The following is a 13,759-nucleotide window of genomic DNA, read 5'->3' as shown; positions in this document are numbered from 1 at the left end:
CCGGGTCGGGGCCGGTCCGTCTCACAGGACGTCGATCGCCATCGGGGTCGGGCCGTCGGCGTTGATCCCGGCCAGGTCCTGCGGGCACGCCGACACGACGACGACGCAGTCCATGACCGCCTCGAAGGTGATCGCGTCCCCGGCCCGGCTCTCGGCGGCCAGCCACCGCAGCCGTCCGGACGCCTCCACCGGGATCCGCATGAACACGTTGACCGGCTGCGGGACGGTGGCGGTCGACAGCCCCATCCCCGCCAGCGCCGATTCGAGGTTCCGCGCGCACGAGGCGTGCCCCGGCGCTCCGAGCCCCTCGTACCGGGCGGGGTCGCACGCGGCGATCAGCATGTCGTGCGAGCCGGGGGAGGTGTCGTCCGCCAGGGTCAGGATCGGCCTGCGCCGATCAGTGACGAACGACTCACCCACCTGGGGAAAGAGCCGGCTCGTCACGCTGCGGGTGTGCGCGGCGCTCAGATGCTCGCGCGGGTCGTCCGCGGCGAACGCGAACAGGTCGCCGACCTGGCCGCCCTCCACGTCCACCACGCGCACCCGCCGCCCGGCGCCCACCCGCACCGCCCGGCCTTCTCCGGCGGGCACCATCGTCCGTCCCATCGTCACCATGCCGGACAGCACACCACCGGCCGGACCGCCCTGGCCATAGAGCTTCATCCAGGCTTGTAGAGGTCGGGTGGACCTTCATCCATGGTCGACCGTCCTGGACGGGCCAGTGCCCGGCCCGCCCTCCGGCGTGCCCGCTTCGCGCCCGCACGGGGCGCGGCCGATGGCGGCCATGCACCCTCGGTCACGGCCGGTAACCGGCGGAGCGGGCCGCCGGTCGGTCGCCTCATGGTCCACGGCCCGCTCGCCGGACGCGGCCCGGGCCGGAGCCACGCCGCCGCCCGCTCTGAATGATCATGGCGCCTGGTCCGTTTCTCTCTGATATGGGCGGTACTCTTCCCGCAGCGTTCATGCGTGATGAAGGTGCGGCGGGCAGAGAGGGACACGGCAGTTGAGCAAGGGAACAGGCGATGCACATCTCCCCGAGATGTTGCGCTCCCGGCGGGATGTCATTCTTAACCGGTGGGTCAACCTGGTCGTCGCGGGGGTGCGCGGCCGGATCACGGAGAGTGAGCTCCGGGCCGAGCTCTCCGAGCTGTACGGGTTGATCGAGAAGGCGACCGGCGGAGAGCGGGAGGCGGCCGCGGAACTCCGGGCCGCGCTGACCGAGATCTCCCGCACCCGCGCCCGGCAGGGATTCAGCCCCAGCGAGACCGCGGTGAGCGTGTTCTCGATCAAGCAGGCGGTCCTGGAGCAGGTCGGCGCCCTCGGCGACGTGGCGGCGTACGCCGAGTTCGCGGCGTTCTCCTCCGAGATCGACGATCTGGGGCTGCTGACCTTCGAGACCTACGCCGCCGCGCGCGAGCAGGTCATCGCCGACCAGACCGAGCAGCTGCTCGAACTGTCCACGCCCGTGGTGAAGCTGTGGGAGGGGATCCTCGGGGTCCCGCTGGTGGGCACGCTCGACTCCGCCCGCACGCAGGTGGTGATGGAGACCCTGCTGGAGCGCCTGGTCGAGACGGGCTCCCAGTTCGCGGTGATCGACATCACCGGCGTCCCGGCCGTGGACACCGAGGTGGCCCAGCACCTGCTGAAGACCGTGATGGCGGCCAGGCTGATGGGCACCGACTGCGTGATCTCCGGCATCCGCCCGCAGATCGCCCAGACCATCGTGGCGCTCGGGATCGAGTTCGGCGACATCCCGACCAAGGCCTCCCTGGCCGACGCCCTGGAGTGGGCGCTGGAGCGCAACGGCACCCGGGTCGTCGCCGGGGCGGGGGCCTGATGGAGCGCGTGCCGATTCTGAAGATCGGCCAGGTCCTGCTGGTGTCGATCCAGATCGACCTGCAGGACCAGACCGTGCTGGCGCTCCAGGAGGATCTGGCCGACCGGATCGTCAGGACGGGCGCACGCGGTGTGATCATCGACATCACCGCGGTGGACATCGTGGACTCGTTCATCGGCAGGATGTTCGCCACCATCGCCTCGATGTCGCGGCTGATGGACGCCGAGACGGTCGTGGTGGGCATGCGGCCCGCGGTGGCGATCACCCTGGTCGAGCTGGGGCTGTCGCTGGGCGGCGTCCGCACCGCCCTGGACCTGGAGAAGGGCATGCGCCTGCTCGGCGCGCCGCTGCCGGCCATCGCCCCCGGCGCCGTGGACGCTCGGTGACGACTCCGGCGGGTGACTCCGTCCCCATCACCTCCAACGACGACGTGGTCCGGGTGCGGCAGCTCGTGCGGGCCGCGGCGGCGTCGGCGGGGATGTCGCTGGTCGACCAGACCAAGATCGTCACAGCGGCCAGCGAGCTGGCCCGCAACACCTTCGTGCACGGCGGAGGCGGCTCCGCGCGCGTGGAGTCCGTCGTCAACGCGCGGGGACGCGCCGGGGTGCGGCTGGTGTTCACCGACTCGGGCGGCGGGATCCCCGACGTGGCGCAGGCGCTGACCGAAGGGTGGACGAGCGGGGGCGGCCTCGGCCTGGGCCTGCCGGGCGCGCGGCGCCTCGCGGACGAGTTCGAGCTGGAGACCGAGGTCGGGAGGGGCACCACGGTGACGGTGACCAAGTGGATCCGCTGACCGGCACCGGATGGATGACCAGCCCGCCGCCCGGTGACGCGGTATGGCTGCGGGCCGAGGAGCCCAGCGCGGCGGCCGGCGCCCGGCGCCACGCCGCCCGCCTGGCCGGGAGGCTCGGCTTCGCGGGGGAGCGCCTCGGGCAGATCCAGCTCGCGGTGACCGAGGCGGCCACCAACCTCGCCAAGCACGCCGTGCAGGGCGAGATGCTCGTACGGATCGTCCGGACGGGTGAGGAGGCCTCGCTGGAGCTCGTGTGCCTGGACCGGGGCCCCGGCATCACCGATGTCCGCGCGTCCCGCCTGGACGGGCACTCCACGTCCGGCACGCTCGGCCTGGGGCTCGGGTCGATCGAGCGGCTCGCCGACCGCACCGGAATGCATTCGCTCCCGGGCGCCGGCACCGTCCTGTACGCCGGGTTCACGCGGTCCGCCGGCAGGGAGGCCGGCCCGGCGCCGGGCCCGCCCTTCGCCGGGCTGACCCGGCCGATCGACGGGGAAGAGGAGTGCGGCGACGCCTACGCCGCGCGGCTGGACGGCGGAACGGTCTACGCGATGGTCTGCGACGGCCTCGGGCACGGGCCGATGGCGGCGCGGGCCGGCCGGGAGGCCGTCACGGCGATGCGCGAGGCCGTGCTGCCGGCGCGCCCCCTCGACCTGCTGCGCCAGGTGCACCAGCGCCTCGGGGCGACCCGGGGCGGCGCGGTCGCGGTGGCGGCCGTGGACCCGGCGGCGGGCGCGGTGCGGTTCGCCGGCCTGGGCAACGTCGCCGGATGGATCGTCGGTCCCGACCGCCGGCAGGGCATGATCTCGGTGCCGGGCATCGCCGGCGCGAAGACCCGGACGCTGCGCGAGCACGCCTACGAGCTGCCGGAGGGCGCCGCCGTGGTGCTGCACTCCGACGGGCTGACCGACAAGTGGGGCCCCGCCGGCCGTCCCGGGCCCTCCCGCGAGCCGCTGCTCATCGCCGCGGACCTGCTGCGCTCCGCCGGGGTGCGGCACGACGACCGCTGCGTGCTGGCCGTGACCACCGCCGGACGGAGGTGAGCCGATGCCGGAGGAACTGCTGCGCCTGCGGGTGGCCGACGACGAGGGGGTCTTCGCCCTCCGCCAGGCCGGCCGGCAGGTCGCCGCGGCGGTCCGGCTGGACGTCCAGGACCAGGTGCGGGTCGCCACCGCGCTCAGCGAGGTCGGCCGGGAGCTGGTGGCCCACTCGGGCAGCGTCGCGGTGGTCTTCTGCCTCGACGTGCGTCCCGTGCCGCGGCTGCTGATCGACCTGGAGTACGCGCCCGCGCGCGGCGACCGCCGTCCCATGGAGGGCGACGCCGCCGCCGCGCGCCTCATGGACCTGGTGGAGGAGACGGGGCTGGAGGCGAAGCGGACCGTCCGCCTCGCCAAGGACCTGCCCGCCGACGCCGTCGCGGTGGCGGGAGCGACGCTGGCCGACCTGCGCGCCCGGCTGGCGCGCCTGCAGCCCGCCACCGCGCTGGAGGAACTGCGGACCCAGAACGCCGAGCTGGTCGAGGCGCTGGAGGACGTCCGGCGGCAGAGCGAGGAGCTCCGCGCGCTCAACACCGAGCTGGAGGAGACCAACCAGGGCGTGATGGCCCTCTACAACGAACTCTCCACCGAGCTGGAGGAGACCAACCGGGGAGTGGTCGCGCTGTACGCCGAGCTGGAGGAGAAGTCCGACCAGCTCCGCGAGGCGGGCGAGGCCAAGAACCGCTTCTGGGCCAACATCAGCCACGAGCTGCGCACGCCCGTCAACGGCGTCATCGGGCTCGCCCGGCTGCTCCTCGACCCCGCGGCCGAACCCCTCACCGAGGAGCAGCGGCACCAGGTCTCGCTGATCGCCGGCGCCAGCGAGACCCTGCTCTCCCTGGTGAACGAGCTGCTGGACATGGCCAAGGCCGAACAGGGGCGGCTCGCGCCGCGCCGCACCCTCGTCGAGGTCTCCTTGATGCTGCGGCAGCTGGCGGACCTGATGACGCCCATGGCCGAGCAGTCGGGAGTGCGGCTCCAGGTGGACGCCGCCGAGGCGGGGGCCCTCACCCTGGTCACCGACGAGGTGATGCTGACCCGGATCCTGCGCAACCTGGTGGCCAACGGGCTGAAGTTCACCGACGAGGGCGAGGTGCGCCTGACGACCCGGCGCGCACCCGGCCACCTGGAGTTCGTCGTCGCCGACACCGGGATGGGCATCCCGCCCGGCGAGCAGGAACGCGTCTTCGAGGAGTTCTACCAGGTGCCGGGCGGCAAGCCGGGGGGAACGGGGCTCGGCCTGACCTACTCCCGCCGTCTCGCCCACGCCCTCGGCGGCGATCTGACGCTGGAGAGCGAGGTCGGCGCGGGCACGACGGTGACGCTGCGCCTTCCTCCGTACCTCGGCCTGGCCGAGCTCCGCCTCGCGCACGTGCTGGTCGCCGACGGGGACGGCGCCGCGCGCCGGCTGCTGCGGGACATGATCGGCGACGCCGCCGAGCGCGTCAGCGAGGCTGGCGACCCGGAGACCGTCCAGGACCTGGCGGCCTCCTCCGACCCGCCCGAGCTGATCCTGCTCGGTCCCGGCATCTCCGCCGCCGACGCGGTCGGCGGACCCGGCGGGCCGCCCGCCGGGACCGCCGTCGTGCAGATCGCCCCGTCGGACGCGGCCGCCTCGGACGGGACGCGGCCCGAGCGCGTCGACGCCGTCCTCGACCAGGCCCAGCTCGCCCCGGTCATGCTCGCCGACGCGGTGGCGCGGGCCCGGGCCCGGCGAACGGCGCGGACGCCATGACCGACGTGATCCCCACCGCGACCACCCTGGTCGTCGACGACAACGAGACCAAGCGCTACATCATCGGCAGCTGGCTGCGCCGCGCCGGGCACATCGTCGTGGAGGCCGCCACCGCCGCCCAGTGCTGGGAACGGCTCGCCGAGCACCAGATCGACCTGGTCGTCCTCGACGTCCAGTTGCCGGACGCGAACGGCATGGAGGTCTGCGAGCAGATCAAGGCCGCCCCCGCGACGGCGTCGCTGCCCGTCGTGCACATCTCCGCCACGGCCGTCGAGGCCACCGACCGCACCCACGGGCTGCGGCGCGGCGCCGACGCCTACATGACCGACCCCATCGACCCGGGCGAGTTCATCGCCACCGCCGAGGCGGTCCTGCGCTACTACCAGGCCCGGCGCCGCGCCGAGCGGATCGCCGAGCGGATGGCGGCGTTCACCAGCACCTCGCTGGCCATCAACGCCGCCACGACCTTCGACGGGCTCGCGGCGGTGGCGGCGCGCGGCGCGTTCGACATCTTCTCGTCCCCCGCGGCGGTGTACATCCTCCCCCCGGACGGCCACGTGAGGAGGACGGCCAATCTGGGCGGCGAGCCGTGGAACCGGCCCTGCCCTCCCGACGTGCCCGCGCGGCTCGCCGCGGCGACCGGCCTCGGCGACGACACCGGCACCCGCATCGCGGCCGTGCCGGTGGCGCGCTGGCGCGAGCTGCTGCCCGACAGCGAGCCGAAGGGCGAGGTCCTGCTGGTGACCTCGCGGGCCAAGCCCGGCCGCCCCGCGATCGGGGTGGCGATCGAGGCCGGCGGCGCCTCCGACGAGGACGCCACCCACCTCCTGCGCCAGCTGGGCCAGGCGGTGGCGCTGGCGATGGAGGCGCTGCGCTCCTACACCGAGGAGCACATGATCTCCCTGACGCTCCAGCGCAGCCTGCTGCCCGCCGTCCACCCCGCCATGCCCGGCTGGGCGTTCAGCGTCCGCTACGAGCCGGCCAGCGACCAGGCCGAGGTGGGCGGCGACTTCTACGAGGTCATCGACCGCGGCGAGGACGTCCTGGTGGCCATCGGCGACGTGCAGGGGCACTCCCTGCACGCGGCCACCGTCATGGCGGAGCTCCGGCACGCGATGCGCGCGTTCGCCGCGGAGGGCCATGGCATCACCGAGATCCTCAGGCTGCTCAACACCGTGATGCAGCGCTACCACGACGACCAGACCGCCACGATGTGCCTGATGTCGCTGGACCCGCGCACGGGACGGCTCCAGGTCGCCAACGCGGGCCACCTGCCGCCCCTCCACATCGCCGGGGGGCTGGCCGAGTACGGCGGCCGGGGCGGCCTCCTGCTCGGCTTCCCCGCCGAGCGTCTCGGCCTCGAGGAGACGACCGTCCCGCCGGGCGGCACCGTCGTGCTCATCACCGACGGGCTGGTCGAGGACCGCACGGTCTCCCTGGCCGCCAACCTCGAACGCCTCCGGGTCCTCGCCACCGACGTGGACGACGACCTGGAGGCCTACAGCGACCGCATCATCACCGAGTTCGGCCACCGCGAGGACGACGTCGCCCTCATCGTCCTGCGCCGCGACGCCTGAGTCAGAGGCGCCGAGGAATCGCCGGGAGTCACCGTCCCCGTGAAACGCCGGCGGCGGGATCCGACCCGATCGCGTGCGCGGTGATTGACCCAAAACGTGCACTCCCTTGAGCTAGTCGATCGAGGCAGCGGGAATCAGGCGAGGCGTACGGGAATCCACGCTCCGCGATCGTGCGCGGGCCATTAGGGAGTGCACTTGTCCTCGGCACCGGATCCGTCGGAACCGGAAGCGGAACCGGAGCGGCGGCGAGGCCTTGACTACCTTCTCACCATTCCGAGGGGCATCGCGCAGGTCGATTTCCAGCCGAACCACTGGACCGGTCTGATCTTCCTCGCGGCCCTGTTCGCGGGCGGCTGGCAGTTCGGCGCCTACGGGCTTCTGGGGACGGTCGTCGCCACGCTCACCGCCCACCTGCTCGGCGTCTCCTGGCGGGACCGGACCTCGCTGGGCCTGGAGGGCTTCTGCGGCACGCTGATCGGCGTCAGCCTGGTGCTCTACCTGAACGCCCGGTGGATGACGGTCCTGCTGGTCATCGGCGGCGCGATCGCCGGCAGCGTGCTCACCTCGGCGCTGCGGGCGGTCCTCGCCCCGTACGACCTGCCCACGTTCACCGCGCCCTTCTGCGTGATCACGTCCGTGATGGTCATCGGCGGGCCGTCCCTCGGCCGGGTGTGGGCGGAGCACGCGGGCTCGGCCCCGCCGTCCGCGTCCGCTCCCGGCACGGCGATGACCTGGACCTACTTCTGGAAGGGCACGTTCAACGGCGTCGGCCAGGTGTTCTTCCAGGACAAGTGGTACGTCGGCCTGATCTTCCTGGCCGGCCTGGTCGTCGCCGGCTGGGTGACGGGGCTGGTGGCCCTGGTCTCCAGCCTGATCGGCCTGCTCACCGGCTGGGCGCTGGGGGCGCAGGCCGCCGACCTCGGGGCCGGCCTGTACGGCTACAACTCCGTGCTGACCGGGCTCGCGCTGTTCGGCACCTTCGTCGTCGTCACCTCGCTGAGCGCCGCCTACGCCGTGGTCGGCACGGTGGCGGCGGCGGGCCTGACGGCCGGCGTCGGCACCCTGTTCGAGGTGGTCGGAGGCCACACCCTCACCTGGCCGTTCGTGCTGGTGACCTGGGTGTTCCTCGCCGCCGTCCCGATGTTCAACAAGATCGAGCGCGCTGGGTGACCGCCGGCGGCGGTCGGGCGCGGAAGGGAAACCGATGAACCTCACCCCGCGGGAGATGGACAAGCTCGTCCTCTTCACCGCCGCTCAGATGGCGCAGCAGCGCCGGGACAGGGGCCTGAAGCTGAACTACGCCGAGACGGTGGCGCTGATCAGCTCCGCGATCGTGGAGGCGGCCCGGGACGGCAGGACCGTCGCCGAGTGCATGGAGCTCGGCAAGCGGGTGGTCGGGCCCGGCGACGTGCTGCCCGGCGTGCGCGCGATGCTGAAGCTGATCCAGATCGAGGCCGCCTTCGACGACGGCACCAAGCTGGTCTCCTGCCACGACCCGGTCGGCGGCAGATAGTGTCCGGCGGCCGCCGGGTCGTCCTGGTCGGCGGGCATGAGAGCCGCCAGGGCCGGTGCCTTCCGGACCTGGCCGGTCCCGGGGGCCCGCGCGTGCGCGCCGCGGGACGGGACCTGCACTCGGCGCTGCGGCCGGGCGACCGCCTCGTGGCGGTGCCGATGACGCTCGGGCGCGACCCGGACCTGCCGGTCGTCACCGCGCAGACCCTGAGGTGGGCGGCCCGGGAGCGGGCGCCGGGAGACCTGCTGCTGGCCCGGCCGCTGGGCACGGCCGAGCACCTGGTCGGCTGGATCAGGGGCGAGGTCACCCGGACGCTGCTCGACGGACCGGGGGAGCGGGCGGTCCTGCTGGTGGCGCCCGCCGCCGGGCCCGAGCCCGACGCCGAGCTGTTCAGGGTGGCGCGGCTGGTGTGGCAGTACACGCCCGTCCGGTGGGTGGAGGTGGCGCTGACGGGCGGTGAGCCGGACGTGGACGAGGGCGTCGAGCGCTGCCGGCGGCTCGGGGCGGACGACGTCGTCCTCGTGCCCGCCTCCTTCGTGCCGGCGCCCCGGCGGGACGGCGTGCGGACAGCGGGCCCGCTCCTCGGACCGGCCTCGCTCGCCGCGCTGGTCCGCGCACGGGTGGCCGAAGCGGAACGCCGGTGGAGCGGCGACGGCGACGACGGGCTGGCGCCCGCCGCTCCCGGGCACGGCCACGGCCACGGCCACGGCCACGGGCACGGCCATGAGCAGGATCACGGTCATCTCCGGGAGATCCACGTCGGGTGATGGCGGACATGAAAGGAGAGGTCCATGTCGGATGACGTCTACATGTACGGCGAGGGCGATATCGAACTGAACGCCGGTCAGCCCAGGGAGACCATCCTGGTGCAGAACACGGGCGACCGCGCCGTCCAGGTCGGTTCGCACTTCCATTTCTTCGAGACCAACCGGGCGCTGAGATTCGAACGCGACAAGGCGTTCGGGAAACGGTTGGACATCCCGTCGGGAACCGCGGTCCGATTCGAGCCCGGAGACACCAAGGAAGTGACGCTGGTCGAGTACGGCGGGGGGTTGCGGCTGGTGGGGTTCGGGGGCCTGCTCAACGGCAGCGTCCGGTCGAGCGAGGCCCACCGCACGGCGCTGCGGCGGATGCACAAGCGCGGCTATCTCGACGAGCCGGTCGAGCCGCCGAAGAAGACGTCCAGGAAGACGAAATCCTCCCGTTCCGGGAAGAAGGGCTGAGTCGCCATGACCACGATGAGCCGTCAGCAGTACGCGTCCATGTACGGCCCGACGGTCGGCGACCGGCTCCGCCTCGGGGACACCGACCTCGTCGTCGAGGTGGAGAAGGACCACACCGAGGGGCACTACGGGGACGAGGCCCAGTACGGCGGCGGCAAGACCGCCCGCGACGGCATGTCGGCCGACCCGGCGTCGGGGCGGTCGGTCGCCCTGGACCTGGTGATCACGAACGCGGTGGTCCTCGACCCGGTGCTGGGCGTCGTCAAGGGCGACATCGGCATCAAGGACGGGAAGATCGCCGGAATCGGCAAGTCGGGCAACCCGCACACCCAGAACGGCGTCGACCGGCGTCTCATCATCAGCGCGACGACCGAGGTGATCTCCGGTGAGAACCTCATCGCCACGCCCGGCGGGATCGACACCCACGTCCACTTCATCACGCCCCAGCAGGCCCAGCACGCGCTGAGCAACGGGATCACGACCCTGGTCGGCGGCGGCACCGGTCCGGCGGACGGCAGCCGCGGCTGCACCACCACCCCCGGCCCGTGGAACATCTCCCGCATCCTCCAGGCCTACGAGGACATCCCGATCAACATCGCCGTCTACGGCAAGGGCAACAGCAGCCTCCCGGGCCCGTTGGAGGAGCAGATCGCCGCGGGCGCCGCCGGGCTGAAGGTGCACGAGGACTGGGGCGCCACCCCGGCCGTCATCGACTGCGCGCTGTCGGTCGCCGACGAGCTGGACATCCAGATCAACATCCACACCGACACCCTGAACGAGGCCGGCTTCGTCGAGGACACCATCAACGCGATCAACGGCCGCGCGATCCACACCTACCACTCCGAGGGCGCGGGCGGCGGGCACGCCCCCGACATCCTCCGGGTGACCGGCGAGCCGAACGTGCTCCCGGCCTCCACGAACCCGACACTGCCCTACACCGCCAACTCGGTCGACGAGCTGCTGGACATGACGATGGTCTGCCACCACCTCAGCTACGACGTGCCCGAGGACGTGGCGTTCGCCGACAGCCGGGTCCGCGCCGAGACGATCTCGGCCGAGACGGTGCTGCACGACCTCGGCGTCATCAGCATCATCGGCTCGGACTCCCAGGCGATGGGCCGGGTGGGAGAGTCGTTCACCCGCGCCTTCCAGGTCGCCCACCACAACAAGGACAAGAGGGGCGCGCTGCCCGAGGACTCGTCCCGCAACGACAACTTCCGGGTGCTGCGCTACCTGGCCAAGCTGACCATCAACCCGGCCCGCGCCTCCGGGATCGCGGACACGATCGGCTCCCTGGAGGACGGGAAGCTCGCCGACATCGTGCTGTGGCCGGTCCACTCCTTCGGAGCCAAGCCGTCCATGGTCGTCAAGGGCGGCATGGTGAGCTGGGCGCAGATGGGCGACCCGAACGCGTCCCTGCCGACGCCGCAGCCCGTCTACTACCGGCCGACGTACGGGGCCTTCGGGAGGGCGCTGTCGAGCACCTGCGCGACCTTCATGTCCGGCGCCGCGATCGAGGCGGGCGTGCCCGAGCGCCTCGAACTGAAGCGGCTGATCCGGCCGGTGCGCCAGTGCCGGACCGTCGACAAGCGCCACATGCTCCGCAACTCGACGCTCGCCGAGATCAAGGTCGATCCGGAGACCTACAAGGTGACGGTGGACGGGGAGCCCGCGCACATCGAGCCGGCCACGAAGCTGCCGCTGAACCGGCTCTTCTTCCTGGCATGAGCGCACGTCCGGCCACCGCGGACCTGGATCCGCTGCTGGCCCAGTTCCAGCTCACCGACTCCGGCTTCCCGAGCGGGATGTACACGCTGTCGCACGGTCTGGAGGGGTACGTCCAGCTCCAGATCACCGGGCCGGAGAACCTGCGCGAGCTGCTGACCGACCTGCTGGACAACGCGGTCGGCCCGGCGGACGCGGCCGCCCTGGTCCTGGCGCACCGCGCGGCCCGCGAGGCCGGCTGGGACGAGCTGGTCCGCGTCGACCGGCGGCTGCACGCGATCAAGCTGAACCGCGAGCAGCGGGCCGCCTCGACCCGGACCGGACGGCAGGTCCTGGACACGGCGGCCTTCGCGTTCCCCGCGCCCGAGACCGCCCGGCTGGCGGAGCTGGTGGCGGACAGGACCACGCCGGGCAACCACGCGGTCGTGGTCGGCGCGCTCTACGCGGGGCTCGGCGTGTCCGCGGCGCACGCGGTCGCCGCCGACCTGTACGCCTTCGCCGCGAGCTGGACGGCGGCGGCGGTGCGGCTGGGGCGCACCGACTTCCGCCGCGCCCAGCGGCTGCTGTGCGAGGTCCGCCCGGACCTCGCCCGGGTCGCGCGGGCGGCGCTCGCCGTCCGCGACCCGCGGGAGCTGCACGGCTCGGTGCCCGTCGCCGACGTCGTCTCGGCCGCGCACGAGCGGGCGGACGCCCGCCTGTTCGTCACCTGATCCGTTGACACGAAGGAGGCGGGATGGAGCTCGACAAGGTCTTCAAGGTGGGCATCGGGGGCCCGGTCGGAAGCGGCAAGACGGCGCTGATCGAGGCGCTGGTGCCGAGGCTGCGGACGCTGGGCCACGAGATCGGCGTCATCACCAACGACATCTACACCCAGGAGGACGCCGAGCACGTCCGCCGCACCCTGGCCGGGACGCTCGACCCCGAGCGGATCGTGGGGGTCGAGACGGGCGCGTGCCCGCACACCGCCGTCCGCGACGACCCGACCATGAACCTGGCGGCGGCGGCCGAGATGCTCGACCGCTTCCCCGAACTCGACCTCCTGCTGTTCGAGAGCGGCGGCGACAACCTCACGCTCACCTTCAGCCCGGCGCTGGCCGACGTGTACATCTTCGTCCTGGACACCGCCGAGGGCGAGAAGATGCCGCGCAAGCGCGGCCCCGGCACCACCGACTCCGACCTGCTGGTCATCAACAAGATCGACATCGCCCCGTACGTCCGCACCGACCTGGCGGTCATGGAACGGGACGCGCGGGCGGTGCGCGGCGAGGGCCCGGTCGCGCTGACCGACTGCCTCGCCGGCACCGGCGTCGCGGAGGTCGTCGACTTCATCGAGGCGCGGGCGGGGGCGGCGTGTACCTCGCCGGTGTAGGGGCGGCGGGCGGCGCAGGGGGGACCGACCGCCTCTCGCCCGAGCGGTACCTGCCCCGCTGGGTGCCCGAGCCCGTGCGGCGGCACGCCCGCGCCGTGGACATGCTCCCGGCCGGCAGCCCCGGCAAGGTCGGCGTCCTCGACCTGGAGTTCGAGCTGGTCGGCGACCGGACGGAGCTGACCGGCCACTACCAGAAGGCGCCGCTGCACATCACCCGCCCGCTCCGCCCCGATCCCGGGGCGCCGGACCTGCCGTACGTCATGCTCATGTCGTCCGGAGGCGGTGTCCTCCAAGGGGACCGCTACCGCGTCGACGTCTCCTGCGGTGCGGGGGCGTCCGTGCACGTGACCACCCAGGGCGCCACCCGGCTCTACCGGATGGAGCAGGACTACGCCACGCAGCTCGTCCGGCTCGCGGTGGGCCCCGGCGGCTACCTGGAGTACATGCCGGACACGACGATCCCCTTCGGGGGCGCCCGCTTCTACCAGCACATCGCCGTCATTGCCCCTCCCGACTCCACTGTCCTGATGGGCGAGACGCTGCTGGCCGGCCGGCTCGCCCGCGGGGAACGGCACGCCTACACGGCGTACTGCAGCGACGTCGAGGTGCACGACACCGCGGGACGGCTGCTGTTCGCGGATCCGCTTCACCTGGTGCCAGGGGAGCGGGCGGTGACGGGCCCGGCGGTGATGGACGACTTCGGGGTCCTGGCGTCCCTGTACGTCGTCACCGGTCGGAGACCCGCGCAGGCCGTGGCGGACACGATGCACGAGGCGCTCGCCCGCACGGGGCTGCGGGCCGGAGCCAGCGTCCTGCCGGGAGACCGGGGCGCCTGGGCGCGCGTCCTGGGGGAGCGGTCGCCCGAGGTCGAGACCGCCTTCATGCACGTCTGGGATGCCGTCCGCCGGCTGCTGCTCGGCGTGCCCGCCCCCGAGCGGCGCAGATGGTGA

15 protein-coding genes are annotated in these 13,759 nt (G+C 73.0%); 14 read left to right on the top strand and 1 reads right to left on the bottom strand.

The genetic code is table 11. The features are described from left to right. Window positions 1-21: 21 nt before the first annotated feature. Complete coding sequence (locus ABD944_RS22470) at window positions 22-663, bottom strand: DUF1989 domain-containing protein (RefSeq protein WP_345179459.1); 642 nt, start codon at window positions 661-663, stop codon at window positions 22-24. Between the two features lie 376 nt (window positions 664-1,039). Between ABD944_RS22470 and ABD944_RS22465 the strand changes: the two genes are divergently transcribed. The 14 genes from ABD944_RS22465 (at window position 1,040) to ABD944_RS22400 (ending at window position 13,759) form a co-directional block, all read left to right on the top strand. Further along, complete coding sequence (locus ABD944_RS22465; RefSeq protein ID WP_345179456.1) at window positions 1,040-1,837, top strand: STAS domain-containing protein; 798 nt, start codon at window positions 1,040-1,042, stop codon at window positions 1,835-1,837. Further along, entirely contained in the window at window positions 1,837-2,223 is a 387-nt protein-coding gene (locus ABD944_RS22460; RefSeq protein WP_345179454.1) for an STAS domain-containing protein, read from the top strand. Before ABD944_RS22465 ends, ABD944_RS22460 begins: the two co-directional genes overlap by 1 nt. Beyond that, complete coding sequence (locus tag ABD944_RS22455) at window positions 2,220-2,630, top strand: anti-sigma regulatory factor (RefSeq protein WP_345179452.1); 411 nt, start codon at window positions 2,220-2,222, stop codon at window positions 2,628-2,630. The genes ABD944_RS22460 and ABD944_RS22455 overlap by 4 nt, the downstream gene beginning before the upstream one ends. Next, window positions 2,618-3,673: an ATP-binding protein gene (locus ABD944_RS22450; protein WP_345179450.1), complete on the top strand. Its 1,056-nt coding sequence runs from the start codon at window positions 2,618-2,620 to the stop codon at window positions 3,671-3,673. The genes ABD944_RS22455 and ABD944_RS22450 overlap by 13 nt, the downstream gene beginning before the upstream one ends. Window positions 3,674-3,677: 4 nt before the next feature. Then, window positions 3,678-5,402 (top strand): sensor histidine kinase, encoded by a 1,725-nt coding sequence (locus ABD944_RS22445; RefSeq protein WP_345179449.1) that lies wholly within the window; start codon window positions 3,678-3,680, stop codon window positions 5,400-5,402. Beyond that, window positions 5,399-6,979 (top strand): SpoIIE family protein phosphatase, encoded by a 1,581-nt coding sequence (locus ABD944_RS22440; protein WP_345179447.1) that lies wholly within the window; start codon window positions 5,399-5,401, stop codon window positions 6,977-6,979. The genes ABD944_RS22445 and ABD944_RS22440 overlap by 4 nt, the downstream gene beginning before the upstream one ends. A 195-nt stretch (window positions 6,980-7,174) precedes the next feature. After that, window positions 7,175-8,149 (top strand): urea transporter, encoded by a 975-nt coding sequence (locus tag ABD944_RS22435; protein ID WP_345179445.1) that lies wholly within the window; start codon window positions 7,175-7,177, stop codon window positions 8,147-8,149. A gap of 34 nt (window positions 8,150-8,183) precedes the next feature. Then, complete coding sequence (locus ABD944_RS22430; RefSeq protein ID WP_345179443.1) at window positions 8,184-8,492, top strand: urease subunit gamma; 309 nt, start codon at window positions 8,184-8,186, stop codon at window positions 8,490-8,492. A 92-nt stretch (window positions 8,493-8,584) separates the two neighbouring features. Continuing rightward, window positions 8,585-9,259: a sirohydrochlorin chelatase gene (locus tag ABD944_RS22425; protein WP_345179442.1), complete on the top strand. Its 675-nt coding sequence runs from the start codon at window positions 8,585-8,587 to the stop codon at window positions 9,257-9,259. Window positions 9,260-9,283: 24 nt separating this feature from the next. Continuing rightward, window positions 9,284-9,715: an urease subunit beta gene (ureB, locus tag ABD944_RS22420; protein ID WP_425550312.1), complete on the top strand. Its 432-nt coding sequence runs from the start codon at window positions 9,284-9,286 to the stop codon at window positions 9,713-9,715. Between the two features lie 6 nt (window positions 9,716-9,721). Then, window positions 9,722-11,443 carry an urease subunit alpha gene (gene ureC / locus ABD944_RS22415; RefSeq protein ID WP_345179441.1) on the top strand — a complete coding sequence of 574 codons (1,722 nt, stop codon included), beginning with the start codon at window positions 9,722-9,724 and terminating at the stop codon, window positions 11,441-11,443. After that, window positions 11,440-12,150, top strand: coding sequence for an urease accessory protein UreF (locus ABD944_RS22410; RefSeq protein ID WP_345179438.1), 711 nt, complete (start codon window positions 11,440-11,442; stop codon window positions 12,148-12,150). The genes ureC and ABD944_RS22410 overlap by 4 nt, the downstream gene beginning before the upstream one ends. Window positions 12,151-12,173: 23 nt before the next feature. After that, window positions 12,174-12,809: an urease accessory protein UreG gene (gene ureG / locus ABD944_RS22405; protein WP_345179437.1), complete on the top strand. Its 636-nt coding sequence runs from the start codon at window positions 12,174-12,176 to the stop codon at window positions 12,807-12,809. Beyond that, entirely contained in the window at window positions 12,791-13,759 is a 969-nt protein-coding gene (locus tag ABD944_RS22400; protein WP_345179435.1) for an urease accessory protein UreD, read from the top strand. The genes ureG and ABD944_RS22400 overlap by 19 nt, the downstream gene beginning before the upstream one ends.

The sequence above is a fragment of the Actinomadura verrucosospora genome (assembly GCF_039540335.1).
Classification (GTDB): Bacteria; Actinomycetota; Actinomycetes; order Streptosporangiales; family Streptosporangiaceae; genus Spirillospora; species Spirillospora verrucosospora.
The sequence above is the reverse complement of the archived record's forward strand: the minus strand, read 5'-3'. Positions and strand labels throughout refer to the sequence as shown.